The sequence below is a fragment of the Streptomyces flavidovirens DSM 40150 genome, assembly GCF_000429085.1.
Taxonomy (GTDB): Bacteria; Actinomycetota; Actinomycetes; order Streptomycetales; family Streptomycetaceae; genus Streptomyces; species Streptomyces flavidovirens.
This window is the reverse complement of the sequence record NZ_AUBE01000004.1, coordinates 348,950-370,475: the sequence shown is the minus strand read 5'-3', so window position 1 is coordinate 370,475 and position 21,526 is coordinate 348,950. Positions and strand designations below refer to the sequence as shown.

Annotated in this window: 22 protein-coding genes; 13 read left to right on the top strand and 9 right to left on the bottom strand. The window is 71.2% G+C overall.

Going from position 1 to position 21,526, the window contains the following annotated elements; translation table 11 throughout:
- Window positions 1–305: 305 nt before the first annotated feature.
- Complete coding sequence (locus G412_RS37815; protein ID WP_003966491.1) at window positions 306–473, top strand: DUF3117 domain-containing protein; 168 nt, start codon at window positions 306–308, stop codon at window positions 471–473.
- A gap of 88 nt (window positions 474–561) precedes the next feature.
- Here the strand turns inward: G412_RS37815 and G412_RS0109015 are convergent, their stop codons facing one another.
- The gene (locus G412_RS0109015; protein ID WP_028811813.1) at window positions 562–1,227 is read right to left on the bottom strand and encodes an O-methyltransferase; all 666 of its coding nucleotides are present in this window, start codon (window positions 1,225–1,227) and stop codon (window positions 562–564) included.
- 141 nt (window positions 1,228–1,368) lie between these two features.
- On the opposite strand from G412_RS0109015, the gene sigE reads away from it, so the two are divergent.
- The 5 genes from sigE to G412_RS0108990 all read left to right on the top strand — a co-directional run bounded on the left by sigE (window position 1,369) and on the right by G412_RS0108990 (window position 6,541).
- Window positions 1,369–2,148, top strand: coding sequence for an RNA polymerase sigma factor SigE (gene sigE / locus G412_RS0109010; protein WP_208857849.1), 780 nt, complete (start codon window positions 1,369–1,371; stop codon window positions 2,146–2,148).
- On the top strand, window positions 2,145–3,116 hold the full coding sequence (locus G412_RS0109005; protein WP_028811811.1) for an anti-sigma factor family protein: 972 nt from the start codon (window positions 2,145–2,147) through the stop codon (window positions 3,114–3,116). Before sigE ends, G412_RS0109005 begins: the two co-directional genes overlap by 4 nt.
- A gap of 92 nt (window positions 3,117–3,208) precedes the next feature.
- Window positions 3,209–5,095: a S1C family serine protease gene (locus tag G412_RS0109000; protein WP_028811810.1), complete on the top strand. Its 1,887-nt coding sequence runs from the start codon at window positions 3,209–3,211 to the stop codon at window positions 5,093–5,095.
- Between the two features lie 154 nt (window positions 5,096–5,249).
- On the top strand, window positions 5,250–5,741 hold the full coding sequence (locus G412_RS0108995) for a sec-independent translocase (protein WP_028811809.1): 492 nt from the start codon (window positions 5,250–5,252) through the stop codon (window positions 5,739–5,741).
- Window positions 5,742–5,860: 119 nt separating this feature from the next.
- The gene (locus G412_RS0108990) at window positions 5,861–6,541 is read left to right on the top strand and encodes a hypothetical protein (RefSeq protein ID WP_028811808.1); all 681 of its coding nucleotides are present in this window, start codon (window positions 5,861–5,863) and stop codon (window positions 6,539–6,541) included.
- 120 nt (window positions 6,542–6,661) lie between these two features.
- On the opposite strand, the gene G412_RS0108985 is transcribed toward G412_RS0108990, so the two are convergent.
- From G412_RS0108985 to G412_RS0108975, 3 genes are read right to left on the bottom strand one after another with little or no spacing between them, the layout of a single operon-like run.
- A complete protein-coding gene (locus tag G412_RS0108985; RefSeq protein ID WP_028811807.1) occupies window positions 6,662–7,795 on the bottom strand; it encodes an Mrp/NBP35 family ATP-binding protein in 1,134 nt (377 codons plus the stop codon).
- Window positions 7,796–7,838: 43 nt separating this feature from the next.
- Complete coding sequence (locus G412_RS0108980; RefSeq protein WP_028811806.1) at window positions 7,839–8,426, bottom strand: DUF1003 domain-containing protein; 588 nt, start codon at window positions 8,424–8,426, stop codon at window positions 7,839–7,841.
- A complete protein-coding gene (locus G412_RS0108975) occupies window positions 8,416–9,720 on the bottom strand; it encodes a magnesium transporter MgtE N-terminal domain-containing protein (RefSeq protein ID WP_028811805.1) in 1,305 nt (434 codons plus the stop codon). The genes G412_RS0108980 and G412_RS0108975 overlap by 11 nt, the downstream gene beginning before the upstream one ends.
- Before the next feature lie 173 nt (window positions 9,721–9,893).
- Between G412_RS0108975 and G412_RS0108970 the strand changes: the two genes are divergently transcribed.
- Window positions 9,894–10,661 carry a hypothetical protein gene (locus G412_RS0108970; protein ID WP_028811804.1) on the top strand — a complete coding sequence of 256 codons (768 nt, stop codon included), beginning with the start codon at window positions 9,894–9,896 and terminating at the stop codon, window positions 10,659–10,661.
- On the opposite strand, the gene G412_RS0108965 is transcribed toward G412_RS0108970, so the two are convergent.
- The gene (locus G412_RS0108965) at window positions 10,658–11,170 is read right to left on the bottom strand and encodes a hypothetical protein (protein ID WP_028811803.1); all 513 of its coding nucleotides are present in this window, start codon (window positions 11,168–11,170) and stop codon (window positions 10,658–10,660) included. The genes G412_RS0108970 and G412_RS0108965 overlap by 4 nt on opposite strands.
- Window positions 11,171–11,455: 285 nt before the next feature.
- Between G412_RS0108965 and G412_RS0108960 the strand changes: the two genes are divergently transcribed.
- On the top strand, window positions 11,456–12,367 hold the full coding sequence (locus G412_RS0108960) for a DMT family transporter (protein ID WP_037648096.1): 912 nt from the start codon (window positions 11,456–11,458) through the stop codon (window positions 12,365–12,367).
- On the opposite strand, the gene G412_RS0108955 is transcribed toward G412_RS0108960, so the two are convergent.
- A complete protein-coding gene (locus G412_RS0108955) occupies window positions 12,345–13,460 on the bottom strand; it encodes a magnesium and cobalt transport protein CorA (protein WP_028811801.1) in 1,116 nt (371 codons plus the stop codon). The two genes, G412_RS0108960 and G412_RS0108955, sit on opposite strands and share 23 nt — an antisense overlap.
- Before the next feature lie 462 nt (window positions 13,461–13,922).
- Here G412_RS0108955 and G412_RS0108950 point away from each other — a divergent pair, with 462 nt between their 5' ends.
- From G412_RS0108950 to G412_RS0108935, 4 genes are all read left to right on the top strand, one after another.
- Window positions 13,923–14,507, top strand: a complete 585-nt coding sequence (locus G412_RS0108950) for a suppressor of fused domain protein (RefSeq protein WP_028811800.1) — start codon at window positions 13,923–13,925, stop codon at window positions 14,505–14,507.
- A 134-nt stretch (window positions 14,508–14,641) separates the two neighbouring features.
- Window positions 14,642–15,280, top strand: coding sequence for a DUF6758 family protein (locus G412_RS0108945; RefSeq protein WP_028811799.1), 639 nt, complete (start codon window positions 14,642–14,644; stop codon window positions 15,278–15,280).
- A gap of 111 nt (window positions 15,281–15,391) precedes the next feature.
- Window positions 15,392–16,258, top strand: coding sequence for a PHP domain-containing protein (locus G412_RS0108940; RefSeq protein ID WP_028811798.1), 867 nt, complete (start codon window positions 15,392–15,394; stop codon window positions 16,256–16,258).
- A 74-nt stretch (window positions 16,259–16,332) separates the two neighbouring features.
- Window positions 16,333–16,938 carry a MarC family protein gene (locus G412_RS0108935; RefSeq protein ID WP_028811797.1) on the top strand — a complete coding sequence of 202 codons (606 nt, stop codon included), beginning with the start codon at window positions 16,333–16,335 and terminating at the stop codon, window positions 16,936–16,938.
- Between the two features lie 77 nt (window positions 16,939–17,015).
- Here the strand turns inward: G412_RS0108935 and G412_RS40085 are convergent, their stop codons facing one another.
- A complete protein-coding gene (locus G412_RS40085; RefSeq protein WP_093799180.1) occupies window positions 17,016–17,168 on the bottom strand; it encodes a hypothetical protein in 153 nt (50 codons plus the stop codon).
- 202 nt (window positions 17,169–17,370) lie between these two features.
- Here G412_RS40085 and G412_RS0108925 point away from each other — a divergent pair, with 202 nt between their 5' ends.
- Window positions 17,371–18,288 carry an NYN domain-containing protein gene (locus tag G412_RS0108925; RefSeq protein ID WP_028811796.1) on the top strand — a complete coding sequence of 306 codons (918 nt, stop codon included), beginning with the start codon at window positions 17,371–17,373 and terminating at the stop codon, window positions 18,286–18,288.
- Window positions 18,289–18,337: 49 nt separating this feature from the next.
- Here G412_RS0108925 and G412_RS0108920 read toward each other — a convergent pair whose 3' ends face one another.
- Both G412_RS0108920 and G412_RS0108915 read right to left on the bottom strand, forming a co-directional pair.
- Complete coding sequence (locus tag G412_RS0108920; protein ID WP_028811795.1) at window positions 18,338–19,177, bottom strand: alpha/beta fold hydrolase; 840 nt, start codon at window positions 19,175–19,177, stop codon at window positions 18,338–18,340.
- Window positions 19,178–19,273: 96 nt separating this feature from the next.
- Window positions 19,274–21,463 carry a DEAD/DEAH box helicase gene (locus tag G412_RS0108915; protein WP_425274455.1) on the bottom strand — a complete coding sequence of 730 codons (2,190 nt, stop codon included), beginning with the start codon at window positions 21,461–21,463 and terminating at the stop codon, window positions 19,274–19,276.
- Window positions 21,464–21,526: the final 63 nt, after the last annotated feature.

Below are 21,526 nucleotides of genomic sequence, written 5' to 3'. Positions count from 1 at the left end.
CCCTTTTGCGGCTCGGGCAGGCATGTCCTGCCCAGCATGGCGGAGATCACCGGGGCTGCACATGTGACCTGCGTCTAACAATGTGAGGTCGCTGGGTGCCCGGCGGCGGCGAAGTATCGCAGGCGGACCGCCGAATTGAGTGGTTTTGAGAGAGCGCGTTGCACAAGCGATGCCGAGCGATGTTGGTCATTGGGGTCCGCCATGCGGGATAATGACCTGGAAGCAATGTGTTCGATGCCGGTGACACAGCTGCCCGACACGGGGCCGCCGGCTGCGATGAGCTGGTTTCAGGAAGGGGAACGAGCATGGCGGCCATGAAGCCGCGAACGGGCGACGGCCCGCTCGAGGTGACCAAGGAGGGGCGGGGCATCGTCATGCGCGTTCCGCTCGAAGGCGGCGGACGACTTGTCGTCGAGCTGACTCCGGATGAGGCCGATGCGCTCGGCGACGCTCTGAAGAAGGTCGTCGGCTGACGCGGAAGCGCCCGAACTTTTCACTGCCCCGGTACGCCGCAAGCGTGCCGGGGCAGTGCTGTGCGCGGGGGCGGCGCGTCGGCGCCGGTCAGTCGCGGCGTACCGCGCAGAGCAGGCCGTCGCCCACCGGGAGCAGCGTGGGGAGGAGTCGGCGGCTCTCGCGCACCGCGCGCAGCAGCTCACGCAGACGCAGGACCTCCGCGGGCTGCGCGGCCGAGTCGACCGTGCGGCCGTCCGCGAAAACGCCCTCGAACACGACGATTCCGCCGGGCTTCAGCAGGCGCAACGATTCAGCGAGGTAGTCCATGTACTCAAGCCGGTCGCCGTCGCAGAAGACGAGGTCGTACCCCCCGTCGGCGAGACGGGGAAGTACGTCGAGGGCGTGTCCGGGGATGAAACGCGCGCGGTTCGCGGCGTAGCCGGCCGCGCGGAACGCCTCGCGGGCGAACTGCTGCCACTCCGGCTCGGGGTCCACGGTGGTGAGTACGCCGTCGGGCCGCATCCCGTTGAGCAGATAGATGCCGGAAACGCCCGTACCCGTACCGATTTCGGCCACTGCCTTGGCGTCCGCGGTGGCGGCGAGGAGCCGCAGCGCGGCACCTGTGCCGGGAGACACCGCGCGCAGTCCTGCCTCCCGGGCCAGATCACGCGCCCAGTGCAGGGCTTCGTCCTCGGCGACAAAGGCGTCGGCGAACGCCCAGTTCGTCTGCCGGTTGGCGGTAATGGCCCTCTCCTGTCCCCGTAGTTGGCGCAACCGTGACTGTATCCGCTGACGTCGGGAACCCGCAGATGGGACCGGGCGTTGAGAGAGGCAGGGGGAGACATGGATCAGGACCGCGTGCGGTTTCCAAATTCGCGTAAAGATGCTTATCCGGAGCTAACGGGCGAGGTGGCTATGGTAGGGGCTCCACTGGACACCACCAGAGCCGATAGGGGAGGTGCGGCTGCGCCTGTGGATCGGGGAGGAGTGCTGCGGCGCTTTCTCAGGTCGGCGGGTGAGCCGAAATCCGTGACCGACATTGCTGACCGCACACCTTCCACGCATTCCGCGCAGACCGCGACCTTCGCCTCAGATGCGGAATCTCAGGCGTGGACTCCTCCCACCTGGGAGGAGATCGTCAGCACCCACAGTGGTCGCGTCTACCGCCTTGCCTACCGTCTGACCGGCAATCAGCACGACGCCGAGGACCTCACCCAGGAAGTCTTCGTCCGCGTCTTCCGGTCGCTGTCGACGTACACGCCCGGCACGTTCGAGGGCTGGCTGCACCGCATCACGACGAACCTGTTCCTCGACATGGTCCGCCGCAAGCAGCGCATCCGCTTCGACGCGCTCGGCGAGGACGCCGCGGAGCGGCTGCCGAGCCGTGAGCCGTCCCCGCAGCAGGTCTTCAACGACACCCACTTCGACGCGGACGTCCAGCAGGCGCTGGACACCCTCGCGCCCGAGTTCCGTGCGGCGGTCGTGCTCTGTGACATCGAGGGACTGTCGTACGAGGAGATCGCCGCGACGCTGGGCGTCAAGCTCGGGACCGTACGCAGCCGGATCCACCGCGGCCGCTCCCACCTGCGCAAGGCTCTCCAGCACCGGTCTCCCGAGGCGCGTGCCGAGCAGCGCTCGCTCGCGAGCGTGGGCACCGGCGTGTCAGCGGTGGGCGGAGAGGGCGGAGCCGAGTGAGTGGCACCCGACCGACCTCCGCCGAGCAGCACCTCGGGGACCGGCTGGCCGCCCTGGTGGACGGCGAGCTGAGCCATGACGTCCGCGAGCGTGTCCTGTCGCACCTGGCGACCTGTGCCAAGTGCAAGGCCGAGGCCGACGCCCAGCGCCGCCTGAAGAGCGTTTTCTCCACGACCGCGCCGCCGCCGCCTTCCGAGGGCCTGCTCGCCCGGCTCCAGGGGCTGCCCGGCGGCGGTCCCGGCAGTGACGACGGCGACAACGACGCGAGGCCGTTCGGGCAAGCGGGCTTCGGTCACGGAGCCTTCGGAGCCGACACCCCGAGAGCGAGACCCGGCAGACCCGGCAGCAGCTTCGACTTCGGCTACACCCCGGCCGCCGGGCACACCGGCGTCCTTCCCGGCGCCGCACCCGGCCGTGGCTTCCGTATCCATGACGTGGGCCGCGCGGAGGCGGAGCGTTCGGGCGGGCGCGGGAGGCGGCTTGCCTTCGCGGCTGCGAGCGCCGTGTCGCTTGCCGCGTTCGCGCTCGGCGGGGCCATGCCGGTCGGTTCTACGGGCGAACCCACCGCGAGGGGCGCGGGTTCGGGCAACAAGGTCACACCGGTGCGCGCGGCGAGTCCGAGCGGTGCGGCCACGGAGAACACCCGCCGCCGCACGACGGGCAACGGCCTCCTCGCAGCCAGTGCCAGCCCCAGTGCCAGTGCCGGTACGCACGCCGGTACCAACGCCGCCGTGCCGTCCAGGCTCTTCGGAGCGGGGACGGGCCAGGGCGGCGCGCAGGGGCTCTCGCTGGTCCAGCCGTTCCCGGCGCCCGTGCTCACCGGTCAGACACCGTTGCCGCTCATACGCCGGTCGGGTGCTGCCCTGTCGCTCGCGTACGACCCCGGCCACCGCCCGCCGGTGACCGCGGCGCCGTCGCCGCTTCAGCCGGCTGTTCCGTTGGCTCCCTGGCTGCCCGTTTCCCCCTGAGGCTGGTTGAATCCTGGGAGGGGTGCCCCGAGGGGGCACGGACGACGAGTTGGCACGGCCCTGCGGGCGTGCTCGTGGGGTGCGGGGAGAGCATGAACGAGGGCAGGCCCACCGGGCCGAAGGCAAAGTGGTGGAGCCGTCCCGCACCGGTACACGGGGCACCGGAGCGGCCACAGGAGAGCCCCCAGGAAACGGCTCCCCCCGCGACTGCCCCCCGGCCGCCCGAACCCGTCGACCCGACGTACACGCAGGCCGCCCCCGCACCGGAGCGGACCGCCGATGTCGCTCCAGCGCCGGAGCAGGCCCCCGAGGCCGCCCCCGCGCCGCAGCGGGCCGCCGCGGCCGAGCCCCGGCCGGCGGGAGCCGTCGAGCCGGCGTCCACGTCGACGGTCCCCGCGCCGGGGCAGGCTCCCGAGGTCGGCTCCGCGTCGCAGCGGGCCGCCGCAGCCGCGCAGGCGGAACCCGCGCCGCAGCCCGCCGCCGGGGTCGAGCCCCTGTCGCAGGAGGCCGCCGTCGGGGTCGGCTCCGTGTCGCGGGCGCGTTCGCAGCCTCTGCATGCGGTCGATCCGTACGCGACACCGCCCTACGGAGGACCGGGGCCCTGGGCGCCCGCGCCGCCCGTGCAGCGGCCGGTGGCGACTCCGCCGCAGGGCACGTTCGTACCACCGGGAGCGTCCGGAGCGCCGGGTGCGTCCGCGACGAACGGGGCCGGTGTCCCCATGGCCCTGCCATCGCAGCACCAGCACCCGCACCCGCATCAGCAACAGCCGCACCTTCAGACTTCCCACTGGCTGCAGTACGACCCCTGGGGCGCCCCCCAGCAGCCGCTGGTCCACCCCGGTGATCCGGCGGGCGGCGGGCGGCAGAAGAAGGGGCGGCGGGGCACGCTGCTCGTCGGGGCGTTGCTGATCGCGCTGGTCGCCGGCGGCATCGGCGGCGGCGTCGGGGCGTACATCGAACGCAACGGCGGCATCACCCGCGTCGAGCTGCCCCAGGCCCAGCCGGTGGACGGCAAGGGCCGCGCACCCGACAGCGTCGCGGGCATCGCGGCCAGCGCCCTGCCCAGCGTCGTCACGCTGCACGTCAGCGGGGCCGGCGAGCAGGGCACGGGTACCGGCTTCGTACTCGACGCCAAGGGTCACATCCTCACCAACGACCATGTGGTCGAGCCCGCCGGAACCGACGGCACCATCAACATCACCTTCAGCGGCGGCCAGACCGCGAAGGCCGAGCTCGTCGGCAAGGACAGCGGTTACGACCTCGCGGTCGTCCGCGTTCTCGGTGTCGACGGGCTCAAGCCGCTGCCCCTCGGCAACTCCGAGAACGTCCAGGTGGGCGACCCGGTGGTGGCCATCGGCGCGCCGTTCGACCTCCAGAACACGGTCACCTCCGGGATCATCAGCGCCAAGGAGCGCCCCATCACGGCGGGCGGCGAGAAGGGCGACGGCAGCGACGTCAGCTACGTCAACGCGCTCCAGACCGACGCCCCGATAAATCCGGGCAACTCCGGCGGCCCCCTGGTGGACGCCCAGGCCCGCGTCATCGGCATCAACAGCGCCATACGCGCCGCGGACAACAGTGCGGGCCTCGAAGGCAGCCAGGGCGGCAGCATCGGCCTGGGCTTCGCCATCCCCATCAACCAGGGCAAGCGCGTCGCCGAGGAGCTGATCAACACCGGGAAGGCGACGCACCCGGTGATCGGCGTCACGCTGGACATGAAGTACGCGGGCGACGGCGCCCGCGTCGGCACCAAGGGCGCCGACGGCCCGGCGGTGACACCCGGCGGCCCCGGCGCCCGCGCCGGGATCGCGCCCCGCGACGTGATTACCGAGGTCAACGGCCAGAAGGTGCACAACGGGCAGGAGCTGATCGTCAAGATCCGCGCCCACCGCCCCGGCGACCGGCTGGAACTGACCGTGGTGCGCGCGGGCAAGGAGCGGACGGTCTCCGTGACCCTCGGCTCGGCGGACGGCAACTGAGGGAAGCGCGCGCCGAGGTCCACGTGAGTGTTACGTGAAGGTACCGTCCGGACAGATTGGGCGGGTACCGTGGACCGGGCCCGGACCGGTCCTCTGCCTGCGGCGGGGGAGGCCCACCCGACCTGCGGGCGCGGAGAACCCAAGGAGCAACAAGGTGTTCAGTGACATAGGCGGACTCGAGCTGGTGACGCTCGTGGTTCTCGCTGTGCTCGTGTTCGGGCCGGAGAAGCTGCCGAAGCTCATTCAGGACGCCTCGGCGATGATCCGTAAGCTCCGTGAGTTCTCCGAGAGCGCGAAGCAGGACATTCGTTCGGAACTCGGCCCGGAATTCAAGGATTTCGACTTCGAGGACCTGAACCCGAAGACCTTCGTCCGCAAGCAGCTGATGGACAACGACGACCTCGGTCTCAAGGAGATCCGCAGCAGCTTCGACCTCAAGAGCGAGATGGCCGAGGTCGCGGACGCCGTGAACGGGCGCGACAGCGGTTCGTCGACCGGTTCGCCGGCCGGTTCTGTGAACGGTTCGAACGGTTCGGCCGGTAAGGCGAACCTGACGAAGGACTCCACCGGCACTCCCGACCTGCTCAAGAAGCGCGAAACCGCCGCTCAGAGCGAGCGCCCGCCGTTCGACGCCGACGCCACCTGAAAGCCGCCCTTCCGGACGAGCCGCACCAAGGTGGCTATCCTCCATCTGTCCGGATGTGAGGACGCCCGAGGGGGGCGGGCCGTGTCCGGACGCCACGGATCAAGGAGGCGGCCGGACAGATGGAGACCACGAGTCGGGTCGGAGCGCAGGGAGCACCCCTGGCGCCCAGCACATCCACAGCGGAGGGGGTGCCAGCAGCCCGGCGTACGGTCGACGGCTATCTGCGCGCGCCCTTCCCCTGGTACGGACTGGACGACGCGTTCACCGGGCCCCGCTGGCTGATGCAGGTCGGCACGGCGGCGGACGGCACAGTGCAGCACGGTTCCACGGGCCACGGTGAGGAGCCGTCGATAAGGCCCGCCGCCGATGACGCCCAGGAGAAGGAGCGCTTCGCGGTGGTCGTCACCGTCGCCAGCAGCCCCGTGCGGCGCAGCGGCGACGGTACGGGCGTACTGGAGGCCACGTCGGTCTCCTCCGCCGCCTGGCTGGCGGGCTCGGGCCTGCTCTCGTCCACCTGGCCCGCCCAGCTTGACCACTCCCTGCGCGACGACTGGCTGGACCAGCAGACCGAGACGGCCTTCGAGCTGGCCGACGACCTGTCGGGGCCGGCCTGGTCGACGCTGTCGCTGCCGGTGGACGGCGTACCGACGCACTTCCACTACCGCGAGTCGGAGTACGGCTGGGTGCTGGCGGGTGCCGGGGAGGACGGCGCGATCCTCGGGGCGTACGGGCGCGGTATGAGCGCGTACGGGCTGGGCTTCGCGGTGATCAAGGACATCACGACGTACGAGCAGGGCTGAGCGTACGGCCTTCCGCTGTACGCCGAAGGGGGGCGCCGCTCGTCAGGAGCGGCGCCCCCCTTCGGGTACGCGCGTGCGTGCGGGCCGTGGGCGGTTGTGCCCACGGCTCGCAGTCTCGCGTCAGAACTTGTTGCGCGGGGTGATCCCCAGCGACATGCCCGACAGACCGCGCGCGCGGCCGCCCAGCTTGCCCGCGATCGTGCGCAGCGCCGAACCGGCCGGCGAGTCCGGGTCGGTCAGCACGACGGGCTTGCCCTCGTCGCCGCCCTCCCGCAGCCGTACGTCGATGGGGATGGCGCCCAGCACCGGCACGTTGGCGCCGGTCGTCTTCGTCAGCCCCTCGGCGACCTTCTGGCCGCCACCGGTGCCGAAGACGTCGACCATCTCGTCGCAGTGCGGGCACGGCAGGCCCGACATGTTCTCGACGACGCCGACGATCTTCTGGTGGGTCTGTACGGCGATGGAGCCGGCCCGCTCGGCGACCTCGGCCGCCGCCTGCTGAGGCGTGGTCACGACGAGGATCTCGGCGTTCGGCACGAGCTGCGCCACCGAGATCGCGATGTCACCGGTGCCCGGCGGCAGGTCGAGCAGCAGCACGTCCAGGTCGCCCCAGTACACGTCCGCGAGGAACTGCTGGAGGGCTCGGTGCAGCATCGGCCCGCGCCACACCACAGGCGCGTTGCCCGGCGTGAACATCCCGATGGAGATGACCTTCACCCCGTGCGCCGACGGCGGCATGATCATGTTCTCGACCTGGGTGGGCCTGCCGTCCACGCCCAGCATGCGCGGCACGCTGTGTCCGTAGATGTCCGCGTCGACGACGCCGACCTTCAGCCCGTCCGCCGCCATCGCGGCGGCCAGGTTGACCGTCACCGAGGACTTGCCGACGCCGCCCTTGCCGGACGCCACCGCGTACACCCGCGTCAGCGAACCGGGCTGGGCGAAGGGCACCTCGCGCTCGGCGGTGCCGCCGCGCAGGGCGCCCGCCAGTTCCTTGCGCTGCTCGTCGCTCATCACGTCGAGCTCGACGGAGACGCTGGTCACACCCTCGACGCGCTCGACCGCCTCGCGCACGTTGGTGGTGATCGTCTCGCGCATCGGGCAGCCGGAGACGGTGAGATAGACCGTGACGGCAACCGCACCGTCTGCCCCGATCTCGACCGATTTGACCATGCCGAGGTCAGTGATCGGTTTGTGGATCTCGGGGTCGTTCACCGTCGCCAGTGCTTCGCGCACCGCGTCTTCCATAGCCATACGCCGATGGTACGGCGCGTACCGCCGCAGCGGGAAAGCCCTGTCAGCGGTCGCCTTCGTCACTCTCGGAAGCGGCTTCGGGCGGGAATAGGGAGCGCCGCTCCTCGATCTCCTTCACCAGGTCCATGAATTCCGAGCGGATCCAGTCGCGGGTGGCGACCTCGCCGAGCCCCATCCGCAGCGCCGCGATCTCCCGCGTGAGGTACTCGGTGTCCGCGATGGACCGCTCGTTCTGCTTGCGGTCCTGCTCGTGGGTGACCCGGTCCCGGTCGTCCTGGCGGTTCTGCGCGAGGAGGATCAGCGGGGCGGCGTACGACGCCTGGAGGGACAGCATCAGCGTCAGGAAGATGAACGGGTACTCGTCCCAGCGCAGCGCGGGGGGCGCGAAGATGTTCCAGACCACCCACACGGCGATGGTCAGGGTCATCCAGACCAGGAAGCGCCCCGTGCCCAGGAAGCGCGCGATCCGCTCCGAGAACCGGCCGAAGGCCTCCGGGTCGTACTCCGGCAGCAGCCGCGTGCGCGCGGGCCGCGGCTGGTCCAGGCGCACGCGGGAGGCGCGCGGCAGCGCACTCGCGCCGGTCGCGGTCCGGACGCGGTCCCTCGGCTCGGCGCTCCTGTCAGTGCCCACGAACGGCCTCCCCGTCCCGCACGGCCCCCGGCGTCTGCGGCGGCGGCTCGTGGAACTCCGTCTCGCGCCAGTCGTCGGGCAGCAGGTGGTCGAGTACGTCGTCGACCGTCACCGCGCCGAGCAGCGAGCCGCCCGCGTCCACGACCGGCGCGGCGACCATGTTGTACGCCGCCAGGTAACTCGTCACCACGGGCAGCGGCGTGCCCGGCGACAGCGGCGGCAGATCGGACTCCACGACGGAGCTGACCAGCGTGAACGGCGGCTCCCGCAGCAGCCGCTGGAAGTGCACCGTCCCGAGGTACTTGCCCGTCGGTGTCTCGTCCGGCGGCCGGCAGACGTACACCTGCGCGGCGAGCGCGGGGGAGAGGTCCTGCTGCCGTACGCGCGCCAGGGCGTCCGCGACCGTCGCGTCGGGCCGCAGCACGATCGGCTCGGTCGTCATCAGACCGCCGGCCGTCCGCTCCTCGTACGCCAGCAGCCGCCGTACGTCTGCCGCGTCGTCCGGTCGCATCAGCATCAGCAGCCGCTCCTTGTCCTCCTCGGGCAGCTCGGACAGCAGGTCGGCGGCGTCGTCCGGGTCCATCGCCTCCAGCACGTCGGCCGCCCGCTCCTCCTTGAGCTTGCCGAGGATCTCCACCTGGTCGTCGTCGGGCAGCTCTTCCAGTACGTCAGCGAGCCGGTCGTCGTCGAGCGCCGCGGCCACCTCGGCGCGGCGCTTGGGCGTCAGGTGGTGCAGGGCGTTGGCGAGGTCGGCGGGGCGAAGCTGCTCGAAGGTGGCCAGGAGGCTCTCCGCGCCCTGTCCGTGCTCCTCCAGCGAGAAGCCGGTCACCGCTGACCACTCCACGGTCAGCGTCTCCCCACGCCGCCGCAGCGCGCCGCCCTTGCCCTTGCGTACGAAGACCTTGTCGATCTCCCAGTCACGGCGGGCGGGGAGCTGCACGATCGACACGTCGAGGACCGTGACCTCCTCGCTCGTCTCCACGAGGGTCACCCGGCGGTCGAGAAGCTCGCCGAGGACCAGCCGCTCGGTCGGGCGCTGCTCGAAGCGGCGCATGTTGACCACGCCCGTCGTGATGACCTGTCCCGACTCGACACCCGTCACGCGCGTCATGGGGAGGAAGATCCGGCGGCGGCTCACCACCTCGACGACCAGACCGAGCAGACGCGGCGGCCTGTTGCCCACGCGCAGCATCGCCACCAGGTCGCGCACCCGGCCGACCTGGTCACCGTTCGGGTCGAAGACGGCGATGCCCGCGAGATGCGAGACGAAGACCCGGGGGGCGCCTGATGCCATATGGTGCGCCTCCCTGTGTGGACAAATAGGGGCGGATAACGATTTCAGGCTAGCCGGTGCCGGTCCACACCGCTCCGAAGGGGCGTCCGGACGGCTCTCTTCCGGACGGCGTAGACGGCACAGGTACGCTGCCTGCTGCCACCCCGGACACCCGTATGAGAGGCAGTGCGCTTGTGACTGCATTTCCCCCGGCCGCCCGAGCTCGCCGGGCCGCCCTACTCGGCGTTGTGTGCGTCGGGCTGACCGCGGCGCTCACCGCCTGCGGTGAGGAACCGGTCGACCCGGACAAGGGGACCAACGGGGTGGGCAGACTCTCGGCGCCGGCCATCGAGGCCAAGGCGCGCAAGGCGGCGCGCGACGCGGAATCGGTACGGCTGTCGGGCACCGTCGTCAGCAAGGGACGCTCGTACAAGCTCGACATGCGCCTCAAGGAGGACGGCGGCACGGGCTCCGTGACGTCCAGGGGCAGCACGTTCGAGCTGCTGCGCATCGACGACGAGCTGTTCATGAAGGCCGGCGCGGACTTCTGGGACCACGGGGCGGGGCAGCCGTCCGGGTCCGACGGGGCGGCCGCGGGCAAGCTGGAGGACAAGTACGTCAAGGTGCCGGACGACGACCCGGCCTACGACCAGTTGCGCGGCTTCACGGACAAGGGCGTCCTGCTCGACGGACTGCTCGGACTGCACGGCAAGCTCAGCAAGGGCGACCGGCCGAAGGTCGGCGGCGTCCGGACGATCGAGGTCACCGGCGGCAAGGGCACCGGCGGGACGCTCGCCGTGTCGCTGCTCGGCACGCCGTATCCGCTGAAGCTTGAGCGGGCGGGCGGCGCGGGCGTGGTGCGGCTGGCCGACTGGGACGAGGAGTTCGCGCTTGAGGCGCCGGGCAAGGACGAGACGGTCGACTACGGTGGCCAGCTCCCGAAGACCTCGGACGCGTCCTAGCCCTTTTTCTTCTTCCGCTTCATGAGGAGGCGGGGGAGGGCTGCCGGTACGGGCAGCCGCGTCGTGGCGCTCGTCGGCAGGGGCTTGGCGGCGAGCGAACCGTCCGGCAGGTCGGTGGTCGCGCTCTGCGGCTCCAGACGCAGTACGCGGCACTCGCGGGCCCAGCGCTCGGTCATCTGCTCGGCGTCGGGCGCGTTCAGGCGCTTGCCCTTGAGCTCGGCTACGGCGGCCTCCCACGCCTCGGTGCCCGGCGGGTGTTCGGTGACGGTGGCGGTCCAGGTGACGAGTCGGCCCCCCTTGTCCTTGCTGCGTACGGTGACTTCGGCGCGGGCGCCGTCGGCCAGTCCGGGGAAGGGCTGCTCGCCCGGTCCGTCTCCCACGACGTACGCGGCGCCGTCGTGCCACACGTGCCACAGGGAGCGGGCGGGGCCGGTGCCTCGTACCCAGATGAGGCCGGACTTCTTGGTGGCCTCCTCGACGAGGGCCTGGTCGAGCAAGGTCTGCGTCATGGCCGCAAGCCTAGGCGGTGCGCTGCGGGACTGTTCCCCTGCCCGCCCCTTCCCGCTTCCCGCTGGGACACTTCGCGGCTCCGCCGCGTGAGGGCTCCGCCCCAGACCCGATGTCCTCAAGTGCCCGACGGGCTGAGTGTGCCGGAGGGGCTGAGGTTGCCCAGTGGGGCAACCAGCGGCCGGTCCGGCGCTCAGGGATTCCGGGGTGCGGACCGACAGTTCCGTCAGCCAGTCGTACCCCTTACCGTGACCCCCGTGCCCGCAACAGCCCGCCGCCCCGACGGCATGACCGCCACCGCGCCGACCGGTCCGCCGCCCCCCGGACTCCACACCGCGCCCCGCATCGACCTCATCCTGCTCGGCGTCGCCGTCGCCAGCGTGTCGTTCTCCGCGCCGCTCATCGCGGCGACCGCCGCCCCCGCGCTCGCCATCGCGTTCTGGCGCAACGCCATGGCGGTCGGCGTACTGAGCCCGGTGGTGCTGCTCAAGCACCGCGCCGAGCTGCGCCGCATCGCGCGCAGGCCGCTGCTCCTCGCCGTCGCCGCCGGAGCCCTGCTCGCCCTGCACTTCGGGCTCTGGCTGCCCAGCCTGCGGATGACCTCGGTCGCGTCCTCCACCGCGCTCTGCACGACCACACCCATCTGGACGACGATCCTGCTGCGGATGCGCGGCCACCGGCCGTCCCGCATGGTGTGGGCCGGCACCGTGCTCGCCGTCGTCGGCGTCGTCATCCTGACCGGCGTCGACATGACGCTCTCGCCGCGCGCCCTCGCGGGCGACGCGCTCGCGCTCGGCGGCGGCATCGCGGCCGCCGGGTACGTCCTGCTCGGGGCGGAGGTCAGGCGGACCGTGAGCACGACCGCGTACACCTACATCTGTTACTCCACGACCGCGCTGATCCTGCTGGCGACCTGCCTGGTGTCCGGCGCCGAGCTCGGCGGCTACGACACCACGACCTGGCTCCAGCTCGCCGCACTCACCGCCGCCGCCCAGCTCCTCGGCCACTCCCTGCTCAACCGCGTCGTGAGCACCCTGGGCCCCTCTGTCACCTCGACGGCGATACTCCTGGAGACCCCGGGCGCCGCCCTGATCGCCGCGCTCTGGCTGGGACAGCAGCCGCCGTTGGCCGCCTACCCCGCCCTGGTGGTGATCCTGGCCGGCCTCGCGCTCGTCGTCAGAGCCAGCCGTTCCGCTTGAGCGTGCGGTGGATGGACACACAGACCACCACGATCGACCCCAGGACGAGCGGGTAGCCGTACCGCCAGTGCAGCTCCGGCATGTGATCGAAGTTCATGCCGTACACGCCGCAGATCATCGTCGGTACGGCCACGATCGCCGCCCAGGACGTGATCTTTCGCATGTCCTCGTTCTGGGCGACGGTCGCCTGCGCGAGGTTGGCCTGGAGGATCGAGTTCAGCAGCTCGTCGAAGCCGACGACCTCCTCGTGCACGCGCGCGAGGTGGTCGGCGACGTCACGGAAGTACTTCTGGATGTCCGGGTCGACGAGCCGCATCGGCCGCTCACTGAGCTGCTGCATCGGCCGCAGCAGCGGCGCGACGGCCCGCTTGAACTCCAGGACTTCCCGCTTGAGCTGGTAGATCCGGCCCGCGTCGGAGCCCCGCGGGCTCCCTTTGGCCGGCGCGGAGAAGACGTCGATCTCGACCTCGTCGATGTCGTCCTGCACGGCCGCCGCCACCGCGATGTACCCGTCGACGACATGGTCGGCGATCGAGTGCAGCACCGCCGAAGGCCCTTTGGCCAGCAGCTCCGGGTCGTCCTGGAGCCGGTGGCGCAGCGCGCGCAGCGAGCCCTTGCCGCCGTGCCGGACGGTGATGACGAAGTCCTTGCCGGTGAAGCACATCACCTCACCGGTCTCCACGACCTCGCTCGTCGCGGTCAGTTCGGTGTGGTCGACGTAGTGGATCGTCTTGAAGACGGTGAACAGGGTGTCGTCGTACCGCTCCAGCTTGGGCCGCTGGTGTGCGTGTACGGCGTCCTCCACGGCCAGCGGGTGCAGCCCGAACTCGGCGGCGATTCCCGCGAATTCGGCCTCGGTCGGCTCGTGCAGGCCGATCCAGGCGAAGCCGCCGCCCTCCCGGACGTGGGTCATCGCCTCGTGCGGGGTGAGGCACTCGGCGGCCTTCACCCGGCGCCCGTCGCGGTAGACGGCGCAGTCCACGACCGCGCTGCTCGCGGACGGGTCACGGGTGGCGTCGTAACTGCTGTACACGGCGCTGCTCTTGCGCAGGGACGGACGGACCGCTGCGCGCAGGTCACGGATCATCGACATGGCGGGCTCCTTCACGGAGAAGCCGTCTGCGAGGCATGGCGCTGCCCGGAATGGAGACGTGCGGGCCACGGCGTCGGGGCGGCCGTACGTCGGCAAAGCGGGCGGCACCGCAAGACGCGGTGACGGCGTTCGCTCAGACACGGATCAGGCAAAAACGAAGTGCTCTTCCGTAGCGCGAAATGCCGTGAGCCCCATGGGTTTCACCGGTTGGCGGCCGGGTACGAAAGGTTTCAGGCCCAGGGGAACACTGGCGGTGCGGAAGAGCGGTTGGTACTGCCGGGACGACTTCGATCCACCGCAGCCCCACCTCCTCCGGCCGGTCCCCCGTGGGGGATGACGTCATGTCGGGGCTCGAAAGCCACGCTTCTGCGTGCTGCCCTGACCAGCGGCCAAGAGTATCAGCCCACTGTTGTGTCAAGGCTCTCCCTCTTCCCGTTCCATACGCGACTTATGCTCGCGGGCATGGGAGACGTTCTTGCGCGGGTAGAGGCCAGGTTGCGTACGGCTCTGGGCGAACCGGACGCGCGCGCCGCTGTCACGTTCCTCGGTACGGACCGTATGGAGGTACTGCGCTTCGTGGACGGCGACGTCGTCCGCTACGCCACCCTGGGTATGTCGGCCCAGCCGATGGCCGACCCGACCGCCGTCCTCGCCGATCCGGTGAAGGGCCCGCGCGCCGAGCTGGTCCTGTCGGTACGGGCCGGTCTGGCCGACACCGACAAGGTGCTGCGCCCGCTCGCGGTCCTCGCGGCGTCTCCGCAGGTGGAGGGCGTGATCGTGGCTCCGGGTGCCTCGCTGGACCTCGGGGAGCCGCTGTGGCCGGGGGCGCCGTTCAGCTCCGTCCTGGTCGCGGAGTCCGGCGGCCTGGTCGAGGACCTGGAGCTGGACGCCCCGATGGACCCGGTGCGCTTCCTTCCGCTGCTGCCCATGACGCCGAACGAGGCGGCGTGGAAGCGCGTCAAGGGCGCGCAGGAGCTCCAGGAGCGCTGGCTGTCGCACGGTACGGACCTGCGCGACCCGCTGCGCACGTCCGTGCCGCTGGACTGATCGTTGCTCCATGCACAGATATAAGTTGGAGGAACAAATCGATGCGCAGTGCATCTGGATTTCCGTGGTGAGGCACGCTCCGGACGGGTGATCGTCCTTGACGCGGGGACGGCCGGGGAGGACCGTTGGGCCCTATGAGGGGCGAACCCAGTTGCCCGAAGTGCGGTGGCCGGGTCAGGGCGCCCGGTCTCTTTGCCGACTCCTGGCAGTGCGATGTGCATGGGACGGTGCACCCGCTGCAGCCCGTGGTGCCGCCCAGTGTCGAGGCGCTCACGGTCGCGGTGAAGCGTGCCAAGGTTCCGGTGTGGATGCCATGGCCGTTGCCGGTCGGCTGGCTGTTCACGGGCGTGACCTGCGCCGGTGACGACCGCAGTGGCTCGCGCGCCACCGTCGTCGCCTGTTCGGGACCCGGTCCGCTCGGCGGCCTCGGCGAGATGCTGCTGGTCGCCGAGGAGCTCGGCGTCGGCCTCGGCGCGCGCTATGCCGGTGTGGAGGGGCCCGATCCCGGAGCGCACATGAGCATGGACAAACCACCGCAGGCCAAGCTGCTCGCGGCCGGCCGGCCCACCCCGCTGTGGCACCTGTCCGGCGTCCCGGACGACCGCGCGGCCTTCGCGGGCGAGGCGTGCGGGCTGTGGCTGTGGGTCATCGTCTGGCCGGAGCAGTCGGGCGTGATGATGTACGACGAACTGATACTGACCGATCTGCGCGACGCGGGCGCGGAGGTGGAGCTCGTGCCCTGCGGGGCGCTCTCCTCGCGACTGCTGGCCTGACCGCCGGTTCCTCCGGTTCCGCCGGAGAGAACGTGGGCGGGCCCGTGGGTGTTCGAATCCCGGCTATCCTTGACCGGTCCCCCGTCCCGCCGAGCCCCGGAGTCAAGCGTCGTGCTGATCGACCTGCACACCCACTCCACGGCTTCGGACGGCACGGACACCCCGGCCGAGCTGGTGCGCAACGCCGCGGCGGCCGGACTCGACGTCGTGGCGCTCACCGACCACGACTCGACCCGCGGCCACGCCGAGGCGATCGCCGCACTCCCCGCGGGGCTGACCCTCGTCACCGGCGCCGAGCTTTCCTGCCGCCTGGACGGCATCGGGCTGCACATGCTGGCGTACCTCTTCGATCCCGACGAGCCCGAGCTGGCGCGCGAGCGCGAGCTGGTGCGGGACGACAGGGTGCCCCGCGCGCGGGCCATGGTCGGCAAGCTCCAGGAGCTGGGTGTGCCGATCGAGTGGGCCCAGGTGGCCCGTATCGCCGGAGACGGCTCGGTCGGCCGCCCGCACATCGCGTCCGCCATGATGGAACTCGGCGTCGTCGAGACCGTCTCCGACGCCTTTACGCCCGACTGGCTGGCCAACGGCGGGCGCGCGTACGTCGAGAAGCACGAACTCGACCCCTTCGACGCGATCCGCCTCGTCAAGGCGGCCGGCGGAGTCACCGTCTTCGCACACCCCGGCGCCGCCAAGCGCGGCGACACCGTCCCCGAGAGCGCGATAGCGGCGCTCGCCGCCGCGGGCCTCGACGGTATCGAGGTCGACCACATGGACCACGACGGGCCGACCCGCGCGCGCGTGCGCGGCCTCGCCGCCGACCTCGGGCTGCTGGCCACCGGGTCCAGCGACTACCACGGCAGCCGGAAGTCCGTACGGCTCGGGGAGTTCACCACCGACCCCGAGATCTACGGCGAGATCACGCGGCGCGCGACCGGCGCGTTCCCGGTGCCGGGCGCGGGCGGAAGTCTCCGTCCGTAACTCCGCGTTTCCCGACTTCGCGGCGTTCCCCGTTCCCCCTCCCTCGTAAGACCCTCTTCTCGCAAGGCCTCACTGTGCTCGACTTCGCTGTTTTCGGATCCCTCTTTCTCACGCTTTTTGTGATTATGGACCCCCCTGGGATCACCCCGATCTTCCTTGCCCTGACCTCGGGCCGGCCCGCCAAGGTGCAGCGCCGGATGGCCTGGCAGGCCGTCGCCGTCGCCTTCGGCGTGATCGCCGTCTTCGGCGTCCTCGGCCAGCAGATCCTCGACTACCTGCATGTCTCCGTTCCCGCGCTGATGATCGCGGGCGGTCTGCTGCTGCTCCTGATCGCGCTCGACCTCCTGACCGGCAAGACCGACGAGCCGACGCAGACGAAAGACGTCAACGTCGCCCTCGTACCGCTGGGGATGCCGCTGCTCGCGGGCCCCGGCGCGATCGTGTCGGTGATCCTCGCCGTACAGCACGCCGGGAGCGTCAAGGCGCAGGTCTCGGTCTGGGCGGCGATCGTCGTGATGCATGTGGTCCTGTGGCTGACCATGCGGTACTCGCTGCTGATCATCCGAGTGATCAAGGACGGCGGCGTGGTCCTGGTGACGCGCCTCGCCGGCATGATGCTGTCCGCGATCGCGGTGCAGCAGATCATCAACGGCGTTACTCAGGTCATCCAGGGCACCTGACCCGGTCCTGACGCACGAGCGCCCCCGTACGCGGTGTACGGGGGCGCTTACCTCACCAAACAAACCACTACAGAGTGTTATGAAGCCGAGGTCTCGGCCGGGCGGATATAGATGCGCTGGCCGACAGAGGCGGCCTGCTGCACGATCCGGTTGACGGAGGCGGCGTCCACGACGGTGCTGTCAACGGCGGAACCGTCGACGTCGTCCAGGCGCATGATTTCGAAGCGCAAGGCTTCTCCCTTCGTCTGATCCTCCTGCTGGAGAACTATGTGTGGGAACGCGAGGCTAGGCGCCCCGCGTTCTCTGACGGTTACAACGGTGTGCACACCGCAGTCATTCCCTACACTAAAGAAAACTTTCGACTCTCTAAATACCGGCTGGTAGCCGGACCGGTTGTGCCCGCTCGCTCACGCCACGGACAATGAGAGCCGTATGGACGACGCACAGCCTTCGGGCCCCACTGAACTCGCCAGGGTCACCGCCCGCCTGGAACGGACCAACGAGCTCCTCCAGCGCATGCTCGCCGAGGTGGCGAAGACTCCTTCCACCCATGCGATCTTCGTCGACGCCGGATATGTCTACGCGGCGGCCGGTCTGCTCGTGACCGGGACCGAGGACCGGAGGTCCTTCGACCTCGACGCGGAAGGGATGATCGAGGCGTTCATCGACAAGGCCCGGACGATCTTCGCGGACAGCAGGCTGCTGCGGGTGTACTGGTACGACGGAGCCAGGCGCCGCATCCATACCACCGAGCAGCAGTCGATCGCCGAGCTGCCCGACGTCAAGGTCCGCCTGGGCAACCTCAACGCCAACAACCAGCAGAAGGGCGTCGACTCCCTGATCCGTACGGACCTGGAGTCGCTGGCCAGGCACCGCGCGATCAGCGACGCGGCGCTGGTGGGCGGCGACGAGGACCTGGTGTCGGCGGTCGAGGCCGCGCAGGGGTACGGCGCACGGGTCCACCTGTGGGGCATCGAGGCGGGGGAGGGGCGCAACCAGGCCGAGCCGCTCCTGTGGGAGGTCGACAGCCAGCGCACGTTCGACCTCGACTTCTGCAAGCCGTACGTCACACGGCGCCCGGTGACGACGTACGAGAACGAGGGCACCCCACGGCCGACCCGCGAGGACGTACGCTTCATCGGCGCGCAGATCGCGGCGGCGTGGCTGGGCGCGCGGGGGCGGGAATCGCTGGCTGACCTGCTGCCGGGCCATCCCTACCTGCCGGGATCGGTGGACCAGGAACTCCTGGTGGAGGCGGAACGGCTGCTCCAGCGTTCCCTGCGCGGCCACGCCGACCTGCGCCGGGCACTGCGGGACGGCTTCTGGCAGCACCTCCAGGCGCAGTACTGAGGCTGCTGACTGCTGACTGCCGGCTTCCGGCCGGCGGGGGCGCCGGTCGCTAAAGGGCGTCCCAGAAGCCCGCCAGTGCCTTCGCTGTCTCCTCCGGGCGGTCGGTGTTCGGTGAGTGCTGGGCGCCCTCGATCACCGTCCGGTACGCGCCGAGCCGTTCGGCCATCTCGTCGATCAGCGGCACGGGCCAGGTGTCGTCCGTGGTCCCCGACACCACATGCACCGGCAGTCCCACCGCGGCGAGTTCGGCCACGCGGTCCGGCTCGGCCGTCAACTGCCTGCCGGTGGCGATGAGCTGGGCGGGATTGTGCCGCAGCCAGCGGGCGTGCAGGGCGGTGCCGTCGAGGTCGGCGTCCTCCGGTGGATCGAGCGCCACCATGGCCTCCCACACCTGAGCCATCGTCATGGCACCCAGGGCCTCCGTCAGCAGTGCGATCTTCCGCTGCTGCGCGGGCGAAACCTCGGCGGGCCCCGACGACATGAGGGTCAGCGACGCGAACGGCGAAGCGTCGAGCAGGACGGCCGCGCGGGAGATCTGACCGCCGAGCGAGTGCCCGACGAGATGTACGGGCGTACCGGCAGCCGCTGCCTGCGCGAGTACGTCAAGTCCCAACTCGCTCTGGGCGTAAGCCTCCTGACGGTCCGCGCCCTCGGATTCGTACTGGCCGCGCCCGTCCACCGCGACGACCCGGTAGCCCGCCTCCGCGAGGGGCACCAGCATCGCGATGAAGTCTTCCTTGCTGCCGGTGTACCCGGGGAGCAGCAGCGCGGTGCCTCTGGGCTCCGCGTGCCGGGGCTCCGCTTCGAGCGCGGCGAATACGCCGCGCGACGTGCGCAGGGGGAGGGCGCGGGTGCCGGGGGGCGGGGTGAAGGTGGGCGGCCTGCTCATGCGACGAGGCTAACGCGCCGATGGCCCGGCCCCCGCGAACGGGGGCCGGGCCATCGGGACCGGCTTGCTCAGCCTGCCTTGTTCAGCCTGCCTTGCTCAGCTTTCCGGCTGGACCGCAGCGGCCGCGCGGGTGCGGCGGCGCGGTGCCTTGGCCGGCGCGGCTTCCGCCTCGGTGGGCGCGGGTGCCTCGGTGGCGGCCTCGGCCGGCTTGGTGGTGCGGGTGCGGCGGCGGGGTGCCTTGGGGGCTTCCGCCTCCGCCGTGGGGGCGGGGACCTGGCCTTCGGCCGTGTCCACCGCTGCTGCCGCGCGGGTGCGGCGGCGAGGTGCCTTGGCCGGCGCGGCTTCCGCCTCGGTGGCGGCCTCGGCCGGCTTGGTGGCGCGGGTGCGGCGGCGGGGTGCCTTGGGGGCTTCCGCCTCCGCTGCGGGGGCGGGGACCTGGCCTTCGGCCGTGTCCACGGCGGCGGCGCGGGTGCGGCGACGCGGTGCCTTCGCCGGAGCCTCGGTGACTGCCTCGGCCTCGGTGGGCGCGGGTGCCTCGGTGGCGGCCTCGGCCGGCTTCGTGGCGCGCGTACGGCGGCGGGGCGCCTTCGGGGCCTCGGGCTCCGCCGCAGGGGCGGGGACCTGGGACTCGGCCGTGTCCACGGCGGCGGCCGCGCGGCTCCGGCGGCGGGGTGCCTTGGGGGCTTCGGACTCCGCCGCCGGGGCGGGGACCTGGCCTTCGGCCGTCTCCACCGTGTCCACCGTGTCCACGGCGGCGGCGGCGCGGGTGCGACGGCGGGGTGCCTTCGGGGCCTCGGGCTCCGCAGCGGGGGCGGGGACCGGAGCTTCCACCGTCTCCACGACGGCCTCGGCCGCGCGGGTGCGGCGACGGCGGCGCGGAGTGCGCGGCTCGGCGGGAGCCTCGGTGGCCTCGGCGGCCGCGGGGGCCTGCGAAACCGCCGTCGCCTCGTCGGCCGACACCGGTGCGCCGTTGCGCGTACGACGACGCTGACGCGGCGTACGCGGGGCACGCTCCTCAGCGATGGCGGGCGCGGCGGCAGCGGCCGGCGCGGACTTGCGCCCGCGCCCACCCGTCTCGCCGAGGTCCTCGACCTGCTCCGCGCGCAGACCCGCGCGGGTCCGGTCGGCCCGAGGCAGTATGCCCTTCGTGCCGGCGGGGATGCTGAGGATCTCGTACAGGTGAGCAGACGTGGAGTACGTCTCCTCCGGCTCGTCGAACGGCAGGTCCAGCGCCTTGTTGATCAGCTTCCAGCGCGGGATGTCGTCCCAGTCGACCAGCGTGACGGCGATGCCCTTCGCGCCCGCGCGGCCGGTGCGGCCGACGCGGTGCAGGTACGTCTTCTCGTCCTCGGGCGACTGGTAGTTGATGACGTGGGTCACACCCTCGACGTCGATACCGCGCGCCGCGACGTCGGTGCAGACCAGCACGTCGACCTTGCCGTTGCGGAACGCGCGCAGCGCCTGCTCACGGGCGCCCTGGCCGAGGTCACCGTGGACCGCACCGGAGGCGAAGCCGCGCTTCTCGAGCTGCTCGGCGATGTCCGCCGCGGTGCGCTTCGTACGGCAGAAGATCATCGCGAGCCCGCGGCCGTCGGCCTGGAGGATGCGGGAGACGAGCTCCGGCTTGTCCATGTTGTGCGCGCGGAAGACGTGCTGCGTGATGTTCGCGACGGTCGCGCCCTCGTCGTCGGGCGAGGTGGCGCTGATGTGCGTCGGCTGCGACATGTACTTGCGGGCCAGGCCGATGACGGCGCCCGGCATGGTCGCCGAGAACAGCATCGTCTGGCGCTTCGGCGGCAGCATCTTCATGATTTTCTCGACGTCGGGCAGGAAGCCCAGGTCGAGCATCTCGTCGGCCTCGTCGAGGACGAGGGAACGCACGTGGGACAGGTCGAGCTTCTTCTGGCCGGCGAGGTCGAGCAGACGTCCGGGCGTGCCGACGACGATGTCGACGCCCTTCTTGAGCGCCTCCACCTGGGGCTCGTACGCACGGCCGCCGTAGATGGCGAGCACGCGGACGTTGCGCACCTTGCCGGCGGTCAGCAGGTCGTTGGTCACCTGCTGGCACAGCTCACGGGTGGGTACGACGACGAGCGCCTGCGGAGCCTCGGTGAGCTTCTCGGGCGCTGCCCGGCCCGCCTCGACGTCCGCCGGGACCGTCACGCGCTCCAGCAGCGGGAGGCCGAAGCCGAGCGTCTTGCCGGTGCCGGTCTTGGCCTGGCCGATGACGTCGCTGCCGGAGAGTGCGACGGGGAGCGTCATCTCCTGGATGGGAAAGGGGGACATGATGCCGACGGCCTCAAGGGCCTCGGCGGTCTCGGAAAGGATCCCGAGGTCTCGGAACGTAGT